11 protein-coding genes and 1 pseudogene are annotated in these 15550 nt (G+C 65.1%); 5 read left to right on the top strand and 7 right to left on the bottom strand.

Annotated elements, in window-relative coordinates; translation table 11 throughout:
- Nucleotides 1–50 precede the first annotated feature (50 nt).
- The 3 genes from G6N41_RS01250 to G6N41_RS01240 all read right to left on the bottom strand — a co-directional run bounded on the left by G6N41_RS01250 (nucleotide 51) and on the right by G6N41_RS01240 (nucleotide 3512).
- On the bottom strand, nucleotides 51–1325 hold the full coding sequence (locus G6N41_RS01250; RefSeq protein ID WP_036456095.1) for an aminodeoxychorismate synthase component I: 1275 nt from the start codon (nucleotides 1323–1325) through the stop codon (nucleotides 51–53).
- Nucleotides 1326–1425: 100 nt separating this feature from the next.
- The gene (locus G6N41_RS01245; RefSeq protein WP_198966354.1) at nucleotides 1426–2331 is read right to left on the bottom strand and encodes an RNA polymerase sigma-70 factor; all 906 of its coding nucleotides are present in this window, start codon (nucleotides 2329–2331) and stop codon (nucleotides 1426–1428) included.
- Nucleotides 2328–3512: an NAD(P)/FAD-dependent oxidoreductase gene (locus G6N41_RS01240; protein ID WP_198966353.1), complete on the bottom strand. Its 1185-nt coding sequence runs from the start codon at nucleotides 3510–3512 to the stop codon at nucleotides 2328–2330. The genes G6N41_RS01245 and G6N41_RS01240 overlap by 4 nt, the downstream gene beginning before the upstream one ends.
- A gap of 497 nt (nucleotides 3513–4009) precedes the next feature.
- On the opposite strand from G6N41_RS01240, the gene G6N41_RS01235 reads away from it, so the two are divergent.
- Nucleotides 4010–5713 carry a hypothetical protein gene (locus tag G6N41_RS01235; protein WP_198966352.1) on the top strand — a complete coding sequence of 568 codons (1704 nt, stop codon included), beginning with the start codon at nucleotides 4010–4012 and terminating at the stop codon, nucleotides 5711–5713.
- Between the two features lie 67 nt (nucleotides 5714–5780).
- Here the strand turns inward: G6N41_RS01235 and G6N41_RS01230 are convergent, their stop codons facing one another.
- Nucleotides 5781–6347, bottom strand: coding sequence for a serine acetyltransferase (locus G6N41_RS01230; protein WP_198966351.1), 567 nt, complete (start codon nucleotides 6345–6347; stop codon nucleotides 5781–5783).
- Nucleotides 6348–7546: 1199 nt separating this feature from the next.
- On the opposite strand from G6N41_RS01230, the gene G6N41_RS01225 reads away from it, so the two are divergent.
- Nucleotides 7547–8920: a cytochrome P450 gene (locus tag G6N41_RS01225; RefSeq protein ID WP_198966350.1), complete on the top strand. Its 1374-nt coding sequence runs from the start codon at nucleotides 7547–7549 to the stop codon at nucleotides 8918–8920.
- Between the two features lie 10 nt (nucleotides 8921–8930).
- Here the strand turns inward: G6N41_RS01225 and G6N41_RS01220 are convergent.
- The 3 genes and pseudogenes from G6N41_RS01220 to metG all read right to left on the bottom strand — a co-directional run bounded on the left by G6N41_RS01220 (nucleotide 8931) and on the right by metG (nucleotide 12418).
- Nucleotides 8931–9804: pseudogene (locus tag G6N41_RS01220) on the bottom strand (IS5 family transposase).
- Nucleotides 9805–9900: 96 nt separating this feature from the next.
- Nucleotides 9901–10494, bottom strand: a complete 594-nt coding sequence (locus G6N41_RS01215) for a class I SAM-dependent methyltransferase (RefSeq protein ID WP_231608965.1) — start codon at nucleotides 10492–10494, stop codon at nucleotides 9901–9903.
- A gap of 367 nt (nucleotides 10495–10861) precedes the next feature.
- Nucleotides 10862–12418, bottom strand: a complete 1557-nt coding sequence (gene metG / locus G6N41_RS01210; protein ID WP_198966348.1) for a methionine--tRNA ligase — start codon at nucleotides 12416–12418, stop codon at nucleotides 10862–10864.
- A 33-nt stretch (nucleotides 12419–12451) separates the two neighbouring features.
- Between metG and G6N41_RS01205 the strand changes: the two genes are divergently transcribed.
- The 3 genes from G6N41_RS01205 to rsmA all read left to right on the top strand — a co-directional run bounded on the left by G6N41_RS01205 (nucleotide 12452) and on the right by rsmA (nucleotide 15527).
- On the top strand, nucleotides 12452–13300 hold the full coding sequence (locus G6N41_RS01205; RefSeq protein ID WP_198966347.1) for a TatD family hydrolase: 849 nt from the start codon (nucleotides 12452–12454) through the stop codon (nucleotides 13298–13300).
- A gap of 170 nt (nucleotides 13301–13470) precedes the next feature.
- Nucleotides 13471–14598 (top strand): resuscitation-promoting factor, encoded by a 1128-nt coding sequence (locus G6N41_RS01200; protein ID WP_198966346.1) that lies wholly within the window; start codon nucleotides 13471–13473, stop codon nucleotides 14596–14598.
- Nucleotides 14595–15527, top strand: coding sequence for a 16S rRNA (adenine(1518)-N(6)/adenine(1519)-N(6))-dimethyltransferase RsmA (gene rsmA, locus G6N41_RS01195; protein ID WP_198967674.1), 933 nt, complete (start codon nucleotides 14595–14597; stop codon nucleotides 15525–15527). Before G6N41_RS01200 ends, rsmA begins: the two co-directional genes overlap by 4 nt.
- Nucleotides 15528–15550: the final 23 nt, after the last annotated feature.

Here is a 15550-nt window from a genome sequence, read left to right as displayed (position 1 = left end):
TGCGTGGGCGTTGGCCGAAATTCGTTGGTTATCGGGGCCCGGTTTGCTGACTAGCCCACCCTGGTGGCGGTTGTGGGCGCCGGCAAGCCAACGACGGGCGCGGCCTTATGCAGGCATTCTTCCCATTCGGCGCCGGGATCGGAGTCGGCGGTGATGCCGCCTCCCACGCCCAGTACCGCGTTGCCTATCGTGTCGAATTCCACGGTGCGGATGGCGACGTTGAGCTCGCAACCGGCGATTGGAGAGGCCAAACCAACTGTGCCGCAGTAAATTCCACGACGGCGCTGTTCCCATTGCGAAATCAATTGGCGGGCACGGAGTTTGGGTGTTCCGGTGACCGAGGCGGGTGGGAAGGTGGCGTCCAGTAGCGCCGAGGTCGGCAACTCGACCGGGACCTGGGCCGACACCGTGGACACCAGGTGCCACACGCCCGGGGCGCGCCGCACCACCAGCAGTTCGGGCACCGTCACGGTGCCGGTAATCGCAACCCGGCCAAGGTCGTTGCGGACCAAGTCCACGATCATGATGTTTTCGGCCACCTCTTTGGGCGATGCCCGCAACGCCGACGGCCAGGCGTCCAGGGGCAGGGTCCCCTTGATCGGGCTGGATGCCACCGTGTCGCCGCGGCGCTGCAGGAAAAGCTCGGGGGACAGCGATGCGATCGCGCCCCAATCGCCGGCGACATAGGCGGCCCGGGCCGGGGAAGTGCGGGCGACTCCGTCGATGAAGAAATCCAGTGGGTCCCCGGCCACCGTTCCGGTGAACTGGGTGCATACGCACGCCTGGTAGACCTCGCCGGCCGCGATCGCATCCAAGCAGGCCAGCACGCCTTCGCGGTGTGCGTGCCGGTCGGCCGTTCCCCAGTCGATCAGGCAGGTCGCTGCCGGGCGGGCGGATAGCCCCGGGGTTGCTGACAGCGCGTTGCCCAGCCAGTCCGGCATGGGCGCACCGGACAGGCTTTCGTACCACCACTGCCCGTCGCGGTCCCGGCGCAGCACGCTGTCGGTCCAGCCGCCGGCCGCTTCCGGGATTCGGCCACCGTGCCCGTCGGCGCCAGGGTCTGGATAGGACAGGTAGCCCACCCAGCCGCCACCGACCGCGCCCGGCACCGACGCCGCCGCGGTATCGGCGCCGCGCCGGATCGGGAAGGTATCTGTGCTGGTCACCGGCCGCACCGACACACTGGGGGCGATGACTGCCAGCGCGCCGAACCATTCGCCGGTGAGGGCGGCCGGCGGCGGCAGATCCAGTTGCCGGGTGGCATGGCCGACGGCGCGCAGCACCTGGGGGGCGCTGCCAAGATCGCCGAGCCGGTCGATTAACACCGCTTTAGCTTGACAGAACGATGGGTTTTCGCACGCCACGAGTCCAGCCCGGGGCCGGCAGGCGGTGCAGCGGCGCTGGTGAGCGGCAGGGCCGCGACGCCTAGCCGCGGCTGATTTCGTGGGCCCGCGCCACCGCCGTCAGCTTGTCCGGATTACGCATCACATAGAAGTTGGTGATCTTGTCGCCGACGATTTCCAGCGTGATCACTCCCTCCAACTGCCCGCCGAGATAGAACAGGACCGCGGGAGCACTGTTGCACGTCACCAGCTCGACCTGCAGTTCGGTTGCTGCTTTGCGGATGAGCCCGGTGATGGCCCTGGCCACCCGTTCGGCGCCGACCACCGGCTTGCGGGCCGCAGACACCTTGCCGCCACTGTCGGCCAGCCAGGTCGCATCCGGTCCCAGCATCGCCATCAACGCTTCCACGTCGCCGCTGGCAGCGGTCTGCAGAAACTGGGCGGTGAGCTGCGCATTGCGTTGCGGGTCGACATCGCCATACTTCTTGCGCCGCGCGTGGATGTGCGCGCGGGCCCGGTGAGCGACCTGGCGCACCGTCGGAGCGGGCTTTCCCACCGCGTCGGCGATCTCGTCATAGTCGAACCCGAACACCTCGCGCAGTACGAACACCGCGCGCTCGTCGGGGGTCAGGGTCTCCAGCAGGACCAGCATGGCCATCGACACCGATTCCGCGAGTACCAGATCAGCAGACGGGTCGCTCTCGTCGAGCAGCAGCGGCTCGGGGAGCCACGGCCCCACGTACTCCTCGCGGCGGCGAGCGCCGGCCCGCAATGCGTTAAGCGACTGGCGAGTTACCAGTTGGGCCAGGTAGGACTTGGTGTCGCGGACGGCCGACAAGTCGACCGCCGCCCACCGCAAATAGCTCTCCTGCAGCACGTCGTCGGATTCGGTTGCTGAGCCCAGGATTTCGTAGGCAATGGTGAACAACAGCGGGCGCAGCAGGGTGAACCGTTCGGCATGCTCGTCACTGTGCGACGGCGGTGTCATGGGAGCACAACCGGTTGCTCGGCCGACGGTTGGACGGGTCGGCTGCCGCCCTTCAGCCAGAAGTACGAGCCGGGTTTGGCGGCCTCGCGCCGCAGCGCCCACAGCGTGCCCTTGCAGATGGCTTCCTTGACTGCCGCGCCGGCACGGCCGCCGATGATCACGTTCACCGGGGTGTCGTCGGTGTGCGCGAGTTGAATCGTGCCGTAGCTGCGGCCCACGCTGATGCATTGTCCGACGAACGCCTGGTTCAGCGCGACGGGTTGACCTCCAGCGATCCGGCTCAGCACCGTGTTTGCCGCTTGGGCCCCCAGCGGCCCGGCGGCTTGGCAGCTCATCCGCAAGGGCTGGCCCGACGGTGCGACGGCGTCGCCGGCGGCAACGATGCGGTCATCGCTGACGCTGGTCAGCGTCTCATCGGTGAGCAATCGGCCCAGATCGTCGGTGCGGAGCCCGCTGCGGGCGGCCAGATCCGGGACGCCGAATCCCGCCGTCCACACGGTGGCGGCGCTGGTGAGCACCGTGTCATCGGCCAGCACCACCGCATTCCACCGGACTTCGCTGACGGCCGCCGATTCCAGCACGTTCACCCCGAGTTTGCCCAGTTGCCTGGCCACCGAGTGACGGCCGCGGTTGCTCAATGACGGCCCCAGCCTGCCGCCGCAGACCAACGTGACGCGGCGGCCACGCTCGGCAAGTTCGGTCGCGGCCTCGATGCCGGTCAATCCGCCGCCGACCACGGTGATGGCGGCGTCGGCGGGCAGATCGGCCATCGCGTGCCGCAGCCGTGTCGCGCCGTCGAGGTCGGCCACCGAAAATGCGAACTCGGCGGCGCCTGCCACGGCGGGCATCGCCGCGGTGCTGCCGACGGCGTAGATCAGGTAGTCGTAGCGCAGCTCGGATCCCGATGCCAGTAGCAACCGGTGTTCATCGGCGTCGATACGGTCGACGGCGTCGACCACCAGGTGAATGCCGTCGCCGAGCATCGAGTCGTAGTCGACGGTGGCGGTGCCGCTGCCCGCGGCCAACTGGTGCAACCGAATCCGCTCGACAAAGACGGGACGCGGATTCACCACGGTGATCTCCAGGTCCGCACGTGACCTCAAGTGGTTGGCGGCCATGATTCCGGCGTAGCCGCCGCCGATCACGACGACATGGTTACGGTGGTCGGTCATCTCGCTCATCTGCTGCCTCCGTGTTGTTGCCGTTGTTGCGGACGCTTGGGGAACGCAACGGACTTGTGCCCTCAAGACACCGCAGACCGGCCTGCCGTGACAGTAAGGGCCCCGATTATGAGCTGTCTCACTTTCGGCGCGCCCGGTCCCACGGCCGGGCCTGCTTGCGCCAACCACCTCCGGTTAGCTGACCGGGCGTATCGTCACCGCATTGGGCCGTCGCGCGCCGGCTCGGCAGCCCGGCTGGACCGGGCGTGCGTGTTAGGCTCCCTTAACTAGAATCGAGCCGTGAATTTCCCGGTAGACCCGGCGGAAAACCAGGCGAACTGGGGTTTATCAATGCGCACTGGCGTGCATTCGAAAATCTGGGCTCGAACAGGCCGCTCGTCAACTGAAGGTAGTCAGCAACGCGTTGGCGGCGTTGTTATCCGCTCGTTGGATGTCGATGCCGTTGCTCGCCGACCGCGAGGCGTCGATGCTCGGCGCGATCTGGCTCGAATGTGAGAATGGTTCGGACAATTAAGAAACACACATCGATCGTTGTTGCGTGCGTGGTTCTTCTACTGGGCGGGGCACTCGACGGCTGCAGCAGAAGCCACGAAAACAACAGCCCACTGGCCGCGATAGTCAGTCCCGTGATTCCGGCGGCTTCCCAGGAGCTCCCCAACCCGCTGCGCGGCCAGTACGAAGACCTCTTGGAACCGCTGTTCCCGCAACGCGATCCCGCCCAGCAGCGGTACCCGGCCTGGCCGGCGTCGTTCGACGCCAGCTTGCGGCTCCCGTGGCGCCAGCTGCAGCCGGTGGATCCGGCCACGCTGGGGCCCAACCCTCCCGATGAACTCAAGTACGACTTCGGCCTGATCGACGACGCGCTGAGCAAGCTGGCCGATCGTCGCATGCGCTTGACCCTGCGCATCTACGCCTACAACTCCTGCTGCAACGACTCCTACCCGAACAACACCAACATCGCCGTGCCCGACTGGTTGCGCGCGATTCCGGGAACCACCACCAGCTATCCGGGGCCGGCTCACGGCGTGGGTGCCGGAGTGACGCAGGTGGTGCCGAACTTCAACGATCCCACCTATCTGCGCAGCTTCAGCGAGTTGCTGGCAGCGCTGGGCCGCCGCTACGACGGCGACGAACGGCTCAGCGTGTTCGAGTTCTCCGGATACGGAGACTTCAGCGAAAACCACATCGCCTATCTGCGTGACTCGCTAGGTGCGCCCGGTCCGGCTCCCGATGCCAGCGCCGCCGCCCTTGGTTACTACAGCCAGTTCCGCGACCAGAACATCACCACCGATTCCATTCGGCAGCTGGTCGGGGCGAACGTCAGCGCCTTCCCTCGAACCCAATTGGTGACCAGTCCGGCCAACCCGGAGATCGTTCGCGAACTCCTTGCCGACGACGTCACCAAGAAGCTTTCCGCGGCGGTCGGTATCCGGTCGGACTGCCTTGGGGTCTATGCGCCAATGCCGGCCTGGGCGGACGGCAATGGCGCTCACTACGTGCAGACCCAAGATCCCGTGGTCGGGCAGCTGCGTCAACGGCTGGCCACGGCGCCGGTGATCACCGAATGGTGCCAATTGCCCGAGGGCACCACGCGGCAGGCCTACTACGAGAAGGGCCTGCGCGACGTCATGAGATACCACGTCTCGATGACATCGAGCATCAACTTCCCCGACGAGGACTCGCGCTCACCGATGGATCCCAAGCTGTACTTGCTGTGGGCCCAGGCCAATGCGACCGCGGGATATCGCTATTCGGTCGAAGCCAAACCCGGATCCCAGGGGATGGACGGCAAGGCGGCGACCATCTCGGTGGTCTGGACCAATTCCGGCTCCGCCGCTGCGACCGAGAAATGGGTACCCGGCTTCCGGTTGGTGGACTTCACCGGACAGACGATTCGCACGCTGCCATCGAGCGTGGACCTCAAATCTCTGGTTCCCGAGGCGCCCGGTGATCGCAATGCCATTGCGCCGATACCGGCGTCGGCAACCGAGACGGTACGTATCGATCTGACTGGTCTGCCGGCCGGTCACTACACGCTACGGGCTGCGATCGATTGGCAACAGCACAAACCGAATGGTTCGCACCTGGTGGATTATCCGCCCATGCTGCTGGCTCGGGACGGCCGCGACGATTCCGGCTTTTACGCCATTGCGGCACTCGATGTGCCCCGCGACGCGCAGACCTCGGTCAGCGATCAATGACACCGTAGGTTTGCTGACGTTGTGCTGAACGAGTTTCCTGTGCCGGTCGGCGATCTGGGTGCCGGGCCTAGGAGCCCGGCCTCTGGGGGCGCAGGCCGCCCGGACGACGGTCCCTGACGACTCGGGCGGGAATGCCGGCGACCTCGACATCGTCAGGTACCGGCTTGATGACGACCGCGCTCGCGTAGATGACCACACGGCTGCCGACATCGGCGCCGAGCACCGTGGCTCCGACCGAGATGAAAACGTCATCGCCGATCGTCGGGTATTCGCCCGCGCGTCCCTCACCTATTGTCACGCCATGGTGGAGTCGGCAATTCGAGCCGACTTTGGCGTTGCAGTTCACGACAATCGAGCCGATATGGGCGATCGAGAGGCCCGGGCCGAATACGTTGCGCGGGATGTCGAAGCCGAGGCGTTCGCCGAGGAACTTGGTTCGCAGCCGAAGATACGCGGCAACGAGTCGCCCGGCCGGCGTCCGAGCCGAATTCGTCCAATACTCGGACTTGCGTAGCAAACGCTGAAAATGCGCGGGGCACTGCAAGATCCGGTGCCGGAGTCGCCAGCGATCCAGGCCGTAGGCGTGTAGATCCGCGGCCAGGTATGACTCCAGGTCCTTGCGATTCTCGATCACTGCGGAAACATCCTATTGGTCCGCATCCGAAGTTAGTGGGCGCGTCTTGTTCCAGCGGGTGATGTAGGCGCGGACGGCGTGAGTCCCCGCCATCAGGCGTCCGTACAGATTGCTTCAAACCAGCAGATAAGGCCCTGCCACGAAGCCTTTTTCGCAGACGACACACAGCGACTCGCCAAAGAACATACAGTCACTGGTGGCGCGTATGATGCTTGCCGCCGAGGCGAATGCCGCTATCCAGCATCCATGAGCGCATGGAGAATGGGTCGGGCTCCAGAGGCGGCCCGAGCCCGATCCGCTGGCCCAGTGGAGTGGGGTTGACCATTGGATTTGTGGCATCCGAAATCGCGTGACGAGGAGTCGGCCCGCAAGGACGGCGTTGTGTTCGAGCCCTACTTGACGAGCTCCGTCGCGAAGCTGAGTGTTGCGCGGCAGGCGCCGTGATGTGGTGGGTTTTGCTGTTTTGAATCTTGCCGCGTAGAAGTTGCGGTGCGACATTGCCGGTGTTGGCGCGGGGCATCGAGCAACGGCCGCTCGGGGCCTGTCGTTTCCGGGGCTGCAACCGCACACCGCCATCGCCGCATGATCAAGTCGCTGTAGCACCCGTCGAACGACGCCAAAAGGTCATGTCGGCAACATGACTCGCAGCTCAAGATCTGGGGGGCGGCGCCAAATCCAACGTTCGCCCCATGCCGGGCGCCGTCTCGATGGCTCTACTGGGGCTCAATGCCCTGGAGCTTGGCTTCGTCGGACCGTGATACGGGTACCAGGTATCTGTATACTGTGTGGCGGTCCGCTGTGCGTCGTCTGCGAAAAAGGCTTCGCGGCAAGGCCTTATCTGATGGTTTGAAGCAATCTGTGCGGACGCTTGATGCCGGGATCTGGCTTGGCGCCTATACGCTAGCTCTGCGAGCCCGGGTGTCTGGATGGATCCGGTGTCTTTGCATTGAAACCCTTTGGTTAACTTGTTATTTAGCGCAGATGAGGTGAATTCATGTCTTACGATTGTCTTTTCAGCGAGTGCGATGTCGCTTACTCGTACCCGTACTTCACGGCGGCTGATCTCGCCGAGTGATTTAGCCGGATTGTCGATGTGCCGACCTACGTCAGGCGCCGGCGTAGGTCGGCACAATCGCTACTGGTGCTGGACTTCAGTAGAACGTTCTGTCGCGCAACGAATTTTCTCGAGAAGGGCGTCGATGAAGGGTAACGCCTACGATGTCACGACGATGATCGCGCGGACCAGAACCGCGCTTCCCCCCGGACCACGGCTGCCCCGATCAGTGCAGGACGCACTACTAATCCGCCACGGACCGCGCTTTCTGGCTGCGTGTCGGCGGCGCTACGGGGATGTCTTCACGCTTCGAGTCGCATCAATCGGCACGATGGTCTATGTCGCCGATCCGGCCGTCATCAAGTCCGTGTTCGCCGGTGACCCGAACACCCTTCACGGCGGTGCGGCAAGCATGCTTCGAGGCTTGCTCGGTGACAGCTCCCTGCTGGTGGTTGACGACCGAGTCCATCGAGACCGGCGGCGCCTGATGCTGGCACCATTTCACCGCGACGTGATCGAAAGACAAGCCGGGCTGATCGCCGAGATCGCCGCGGAAAACGTCACCGGCTGGCCCGTGGGCACCCCATTCGCGGCCGCAACCAAGATGTCCGAGATCACCCTGGAGGTGATACTTCGAACGGTCATCGGTACCAGCGACGCAGCCCGGCTGGCGGCACTACGCGCAGTCATGCCACGGCTACTCGATCTGCGCCCGTGGGAGACACTGGCCCTGGCCAAACCAAATCTCCTGCAGCGTGGCCCCTGGCGAGGTCTGCATCGACGCATAGCCGATGCCGACGAACTGCTCTACGCCGAGATTGCCGAACACCGCACCGACCCAGGCCTATCCGGGCGCGCTGACACCCTGGCCATGCTGATCCAAGCGGCCTACAACGACGGACGCACGATGGCTGACGGCGAGCTGCGCGACCAGCTGATGACCCTGTTGGTAGCCGGGCACGACAACACCGCGGCAGGGCTCTGCTGGGCGCTAGAATGTCTTACCCGCCATCCGGCCGTCCTGGCCAAGGCAGTGCAGGCCGCCGATGCGAGCGCGGCCGGCGACCCCGCCGGCAACGAGTACCTCGACGCAGTGGTCAAGGAGACCCTCCGGGCCCGTCCGGTGGTCTTTGATTTGGGCCGAGTGCTGCGCAAGCCGATCGAGTTGGCGGGTTATCTACTGCCAGAGGGGGTTATGGTCGTCCCGTCAATCGGGCTGGTGCACGTAAGCGCGGCGCTTTACCCGGGGCCAGAACGGTTCGACCCGGATCGAATGCTCGGCGTGACTTTGGGCCCGACCGGCTGGCTGCCATTCGGCGGCGGTAGTCGTCGCTGCCTCGGCGCGGCCTTCGCCATGGTCGAGATGCGCGTTGTGTTGCGGGAGATCTTGCGTCGGGTCGAACTATGCCCCACGACGGCGGTCGACGAACGGCAGAAGCTGAAAAACGTCATCCTGGTGCCGCATCGCGGGGGGCGCATTTTGGTCCGGGCGATGAGGGGAGTCCCGGCGCCGGCCTAGGTCCTGTCTGCTAATTGCGGACGCGGTGGTAGGTGATGATGGCGGCCAGGGTGGCACCGCCGAGGTAGGTCAGGGCGTATTTGTCGTAGCAGGTGGCGACCGCGCGCCAGTGTTTGAGCCGGTTGAAGCTTCGCTCGACGGTGTTGCGGTGCTTGTAGATTCGGCCTGAGAACCCCGGAGGCCGTCCTCTGTTGCGGCCTTTGGCTTTGCGGCGGGTGATCTGGTCGCTGCGCTCGGGGATGGTATGGGCGATCTTGAGCCGGCGCAGCTGTGCCCGCGTCGAGTCATGGGAGTTCGCCTTGTCCGCCAGCAGGTGAAACGGGGCGTATGAGTTGCTGCACCGGGCGGCCAGCAGTGGCCAAAGCATCGGATTATCACTGGCTTGACCGGCCGACAGTGCCAGGGTGACCGGACTGCACAGCTGGTCGGTCAAGGCGTGGATCTTGGTAGTCAGCCCGCCGCGGGAATGCCCAATGGCGTGGTCATCGGGCTCATGGAGATATTTCTTGTAATTCGACAGATCCCCCTGTGCGGCGCCCGGGGCGCGCTCCGGCTGCGTGTTGGTGGGCGCGCACACTGGTCGAATCGACCGACAACAGTGCGCCCAGGTCGGCGTCCTCGGCGTCGAGGTCAGAGGCGATCGCCGCGAAGATCCGCGCGTAGATGCCATCGACCGACCAGCGTAGATGCCTCTCGGCCACTGATTGCCAGGGACCGAAGTGCTCGGGCAGGTCACGCCACGGAGATCCCGTACGGTAACGCCAGATAATGCCCTCCAGAGTATGTCGATGATCGTTCCACGGCCGGCCACGCCGCCGCCCCGCAGGCAACACCGCCACGATCAGCGACCACAAATCATCAGAAATCGCATGCGTCCGCATCACCCAAACAGCATCAGCCAAAACACCATTCACATTAAGCAGACACGCCCTAGCAGGTGAACACGCGTTTGTGGGTTGGCCCGGCCAGCCCGACCCGAATCAACGATGCGGACTCGCGACCAGCCATTCGGCCTTTTCCGGCTCGCTGGTTTCCAATTGCATTCCGGCACTGTGGAGTTCATCTTGGATCTGCGCGCAGGTAAGGCGCTGCGCGCGAACGGGATGCCGCCACAACTGGCCGTCCAATTCAAAACTGACCGTGCCTTCGAGCACTCCATCACGGTCGGACTTGACATCCATCGTCCGAGTCAGCGGACCATCATCGAACCGGTGGCTACCGCCTTGCTGCATCGACGCGAACCAGCTCGGTGACCTCCACTGAATGAGAGCCTTGCCGGCTGGCTCGAGATGGCCTGCAACGGTGGCTAATACGGCACGCCGAAGTTCGGTCCCCGGATAGTTGATCAGGCTGCTGGCCAGTAGCACGGCGTCGAATCGCTGCCCCAGTTCCAGCTCCTCGATCCGGGCGCAGACCGTCCGGGCGCCCCGAACTTCACCTAACAACGCCGCTGAATCGTCGACGGCGGTGACCCGATAGCCGAGCTTCGCCAGTGGGTTGGCGATCCGCCCGACGCCAGCACCGAGGTCAAGCACCGAACTTCCCGGATCGATCTCGCGCTGGACCAACTCCACCTCGGTGGTTGCGGGTAGGCGCCGCAATAGCTCAACCAAAGTGCCATCGTTTGCCTGCGCACTAACGCCGTATCCCACGACATCGCTGGACATCTCATACAACTATTCTCGGCTGGCGCCGACGCCCGGTAATAAGATCCACTCGAACTGCCGCCATTGGCGCTGAAGCGGATTCGGCCGCGCAACGCGGCCCAAGCCCTCGGCAAGCCGACTGCGGCGCAAGAACATTCCGCTAACGTGATGGGCCAGCCTCGAGCAAGACTCTACCAGAGCATGCCCGGCAAAACCGTTGCGCGGGAAGCGTCCTTGGGGCCACGGCGTCGACCGGCCAAATTGAAAGTAGGGCAGTCGGCCGCGCCGGTAACGCTTACCCGGTTTCGGAAGCCGGCGGCTGGTAGCGCGGGAATACACCGGTGGGCGACGGCATCGCGGTGCCCGGGACCAAGCGTGCGCCGATGGCGTTGAACGACCGCTGATCTGGCCGCTGGCCCAGCAGGTCCAACAACTTGGCGGCCGACTCCGGCATGACGGGCGCAACCAGTAACGCCGCGATGCGCACGGCCTCACATGTGGTGTAGAGCGTCGTGCGGAACCGGGCTTGGTCGGCCTTGGACTCGCTCTTGCGTAGCACCCACGGCTGCTGGTCGGAAAAGTATTTGTTCGCATGGCCGAGCATCAGCCAAATCGATTCCAGGGCAAGGTGCATCGACTGATTGTCGAAGTGTTCGCGCACCCGTTCCAGCAGCCCGTCGGCGATCGCCAGCAGCTCCCTGTCGGCGGCGGAGAATTCGCCGGGCTCGGGTACCGCCCCGCCCAGGTTCTTGGCGATCATCGACAACGACCGCTGGGCCAGGTTTCCCAGCTCGTTGGCCAGATCGGTATTGATCCGGTTGATGATGGCTTCTTCGCTGTAGCTGCCGTCCTGCCCGAATGGGACCTCGCGCAGTAAGAAGTAGCGAACCTGGTCCACTCCATACGTTTCGATCAGGCCCATCGGGTCGATGGTGTTGCCCAGCGACTTGCTCATCTTTTCGCCGCGGTTGTGTAAGAACCCGTGCGCGAAAACCCGGCGCGGCAGCTCGATGCCGGCCGACATCAAGAATGCCGGCCAGTAGACGGCGTGGAACCGGATGATGTCCTTGCCGATCATGTGCAGATCGGCCGGCCAGTAGCGCAGGAAGGCCTCCGAGCCGGTATCCGGGTAGCCGGCCCCGGTCAGATAGTTGGTCAGCGCGTCGACCCACACGTACATGACGTGGTCGGGATGTCCGGGTACCGGAACGCCCCAGTTGAACGACGTGCGGGAGACCGATAGGTCTTTGAGACCATCGGAGACGAAGCTGACCACCTCGTTGCGCCGCACCTCGGGCGCGATGAAATCCGGGTTGGCTTCGTAGTGCGCCAGCAGTTTGTCGGCGTAGGCCGACAGCCGGAAGAAGTAGGTCTGCTCCTCGGTCCAGGTCACCGGGGTTCCGGTTTCGGTGGCTATCCGGGTGCCGTCGACAACTTGGGTCTCCGACTCGACGAAGAACCTTTCATCGCGCACCGAGTACCAGCCGGAATAGCTGTCCAGATAGATGTCGCCGGCCGCATCCATGCGCCGCCAGATCTCCTGGGAGGCCTCGTAGTGGTCGGAATCGGTGGTGCGAATGAACCGGTCGAAGGAGATGTTCAACGCTTCCTGCATGCGCTGGAACACATCCGAATTGCGCCGGGCCAGCTGCGCGGTCGGGATGTCCGCGGCCGCGGCGGCTTGCGCCACCTTCAGCCCGTGCTCGTCGGTCCCGGTCAAGAAGCGGACGTCGAAGCCGTCGAGCCGCTTGAACCGGGCAATCGCGTCGGTGGCGATGTATTCGTATGCATGACCCACATGCGGTGCGGCGTTGGGATACGCGATCGCAGTGGTGACGTAATAGGGCTTCATCTCAGAACCCACCCTATTGGTTAGTCCTATTGTGTGCGCGTGAGCTCCAACCGCGCCGCCAAACGAGAAGCACCGCCCGCCCCGCGGCCCCTGGCACCGTTGATCGACGCGCATACCCATCTCGATGCCTGCGGCGCCGCCGATGCCGCGGGAGTGATCGCCATCGTCGACCGTGCCGCGGCGGTCGGGGTGGAGGCGGTGGTGACCATCGCTGACGATCTGGAATCGGCGCGATGGGTGACCCGTGCGGCCGAGTGGGATCCGCGGGTCTACGCCGCGGTCGCGCTGCACCCGACCCGGGCCGACGCGCTGACCGAGGCCGCGCGCCGTGAAATCGAAGAACTGGTAGCTCATCGGCGGGTAGTGGCGGTGGGGGAGACCGGTATGGACATGTATTGGCCGGGTCGACTGGAAGGATGCGCGGACCCCGACGTGCAGCGGGAGGCTTTTGCCTGGCACATCGACCTGGCCAAGCGGTCCGGCAAGCCGCTGATGATCCACAACCGGCAGGCCGATCGCGAGGTGCTCGACGCGCTGCGCGCCGAGGGCGCTCCCGACACCGTGATCTTCCACTGCTTCTCGTCGGACGCTGCGATGGCCCGCGAGTGTGTGGCGGCCGGATGGTTGCTGAGCCTGTCCGGGACGGTGAGCTTCCGCAACGCCCGCGAGCTGCGCGAAGCGGTCCCGCTGATACCGCTGGACCAGCTTCTGGTCGAAACCGATGCACCTTTTTTGACCCCGCACCCCTACCGCGGTGCAGCGAACGAACCGTATTGCCTGCCCTATACCGTTCGGGCGCTCGCTGAGCTGCTCAATGGTAGTGCTGAGGAATTGGCCCAGGTAACGGCCAGCAATGCTCGGCGAGTGTATGGACTAGGCTAGGCCAACAGGCGATTCCCGGTCCGCGGGTGTAGCACCCCGCCGCCGGAGTTGCTCAACATTGGACGGTTCGTTACCGTCTTGTTATCGAACAGGTGGGCCTCCGGGCCCATTTTGTCATTTTCAGCTGAAAAGGTCGTTGGGTTGTTGCTGAGGTCGGGGATAGACGGACGTTGAATCTGATTACGAAACTTCATCAAACTGAATCGCCCATGTTGCGCGCTGTGGTTGGCGCTCTGCTGGTGGGACTGGTCCTGGCCGGCGGCTACGCAGTTTCTGCGTCCAAGACCGTGACATTGACCGTCGATGGAACCGCGATGCGGGTGACGACGATGATGTCGCGGGTGATCGACATTGTTCAGGATAACGGCTACTCCGTCGGAGACCGTGACGACCTGTATCCGGCCGCCGAAGTGGCGGTGCACAACGCGGACACCATCGTGCTGCGGCGCAGCCGCCCGCTGGAGATCTCGCTGGACGGTCACCAGGTCAAGAAGGTGTGGACCACGGCCTCCACCGTGGATGAGGCACTGGCCCAACTCGCGATGACCGACACGGCTCCGGCCACGGCCTCTCGTGGCAGCCGGGTGCCGCTGGCGGGGATGGCATTGCCCGTCGTCAGAGCCAAGAACGTGCAGATCAACGACGGCGGTGTGGTGCGCAGCGTGCACTTGCCGGCCGCCAATGTCGCGGCGTTGCTGAGCGCGGCCTGCGTCCCGTTGCAGGGCAACGACCAGGTGGCGCCCAGTGCGGCGACTCCGATCGTCGACGGCATGCAGATCGAGGTGACGCGTAACCGCATCGAGCGGGTCACCGAGCGGGTGGAGCTGCCCCCGCCGGCGCGGCGCATCGAGGACCCCGAGATGAACATCAGCCGGGAAGTGGTGGAGGACCCGGGTGCGCCGGGAACCCAGGACGTGACATTCGCGGTCGCCGAGGTCAACGGCGTGGTGACCGGCAAGCTGCCGGTCGCCAACGTGGTGATCACTCCGGCGCGCGAAGCGGTGGTCCGGGTGGGCACCAAGCCGGGCACCGAAGTGCCTGTGGTGATCGACGGATCCGTCTGGGATGCCATCGCGGGTTGTGAGGCCGGCGGCAACTGGGCGATCAACACCGGGAACGGCTACTACGGCGGCGTGCAGTTCGATCAGGGCACCTGGGTGGCTAACGGCGGGCTGCGGTACGCCGAGCGGGCTGACCTGGCCACCCGCGAAGAACAGATCGCGGTGGCCGAGGTGACCCGCCAACGGCAGGGCTGGGGCGCCTGGCCCGTGTGTAGTGGGCGAGCGGGGGCACACTGACCATCCGGCTGCTCGGGCGTACCGAGATCCGGCGGCTGGCCAAAGAACTCGATATCCGGCCACGCAAATCCCTTGGACAGAACTTCGTCCACGACGCCAACACCGTGCGCAAGGTCGTTGCCGTCTCCGGTATCACCCGTTCTGAGCAGGTGCTCGAAGTTGGTCCCGGGCTGGGCTCGCTGACGCTGGCCCTGCTGGAGCGCGGCGCCGCCGTGACGGCCGTCGAGATCGACCCGGTGCTTGCGGCTCGGCTACCCCAAACCGTGGCCGAGCACTCCGATAGCGAGATCGGGCGCTTGACCGTCGTCCACCACGACATCTTGACGCTGCGCGGGCAGGACGTGGCCGACCAGCCGACCGCGGTGGTCGCCAATCTGCCCTACAACGTCGCGGTTCCCGCGTTGCTGCATCTACTCGCCGAGTTCCCGTCCATCCGGGTCGTGACGGTGATGGTCCAGGCTGAGGTCGCCGAACGGCTTGCCGCCGAACCAGGTGGCAAGGAATACGGCGTGCCCAGCGTCAAGGTCGGCTTCTACGGACGGGTGCGCCGCTGCGGCATGGTGTCGCCCACGGTGTTCTGGCCGATCCCGCGCGTCTACTCCGGCTTGGTCCGCATTGACCGCCACGAGACCACGCCCTGGCCCACCGACGAGAACTTCCGCCGGCAGGTGTTCGAATTGGTGGACATCGCCTTCGCGCAACGGCGCAAGACATCGCGAAACGCGTTCCTGGAGTGGGCGGGCTCGGGCAACGAGTCGGCCAATCGGTTGCTCGCGGCCAGCATCGACCCAGCTCGTCGTGGTGAGACGCTGTCCATCGAGGACTTCGTGCGATTGCTCACCCGCTCTGCCGACACCTCCGGTGGGCCGCCCGACGCCGGTGTGGCAGGCGATGAGGGGCAGGTGCCGGGGCCGGTTTCGGCGACCTGATCGGTGGTGGACGCACGCCGGTA

The organism is Mycobacterium shottsii (assembly GCF_010728525.1).
In the GTDB taxonomy this organism is placed as follows: Bacteria; Actinomycetota; Actinomycetes; order Mycobacteriales; family Mycobacteriaceae; genus Mycobacterium; species Mycobacterium marinum.
Note: the sequence above shows the minus strand (reverse complement) of the source record. Positions and strands in the feature narration are given on the sequence as shown.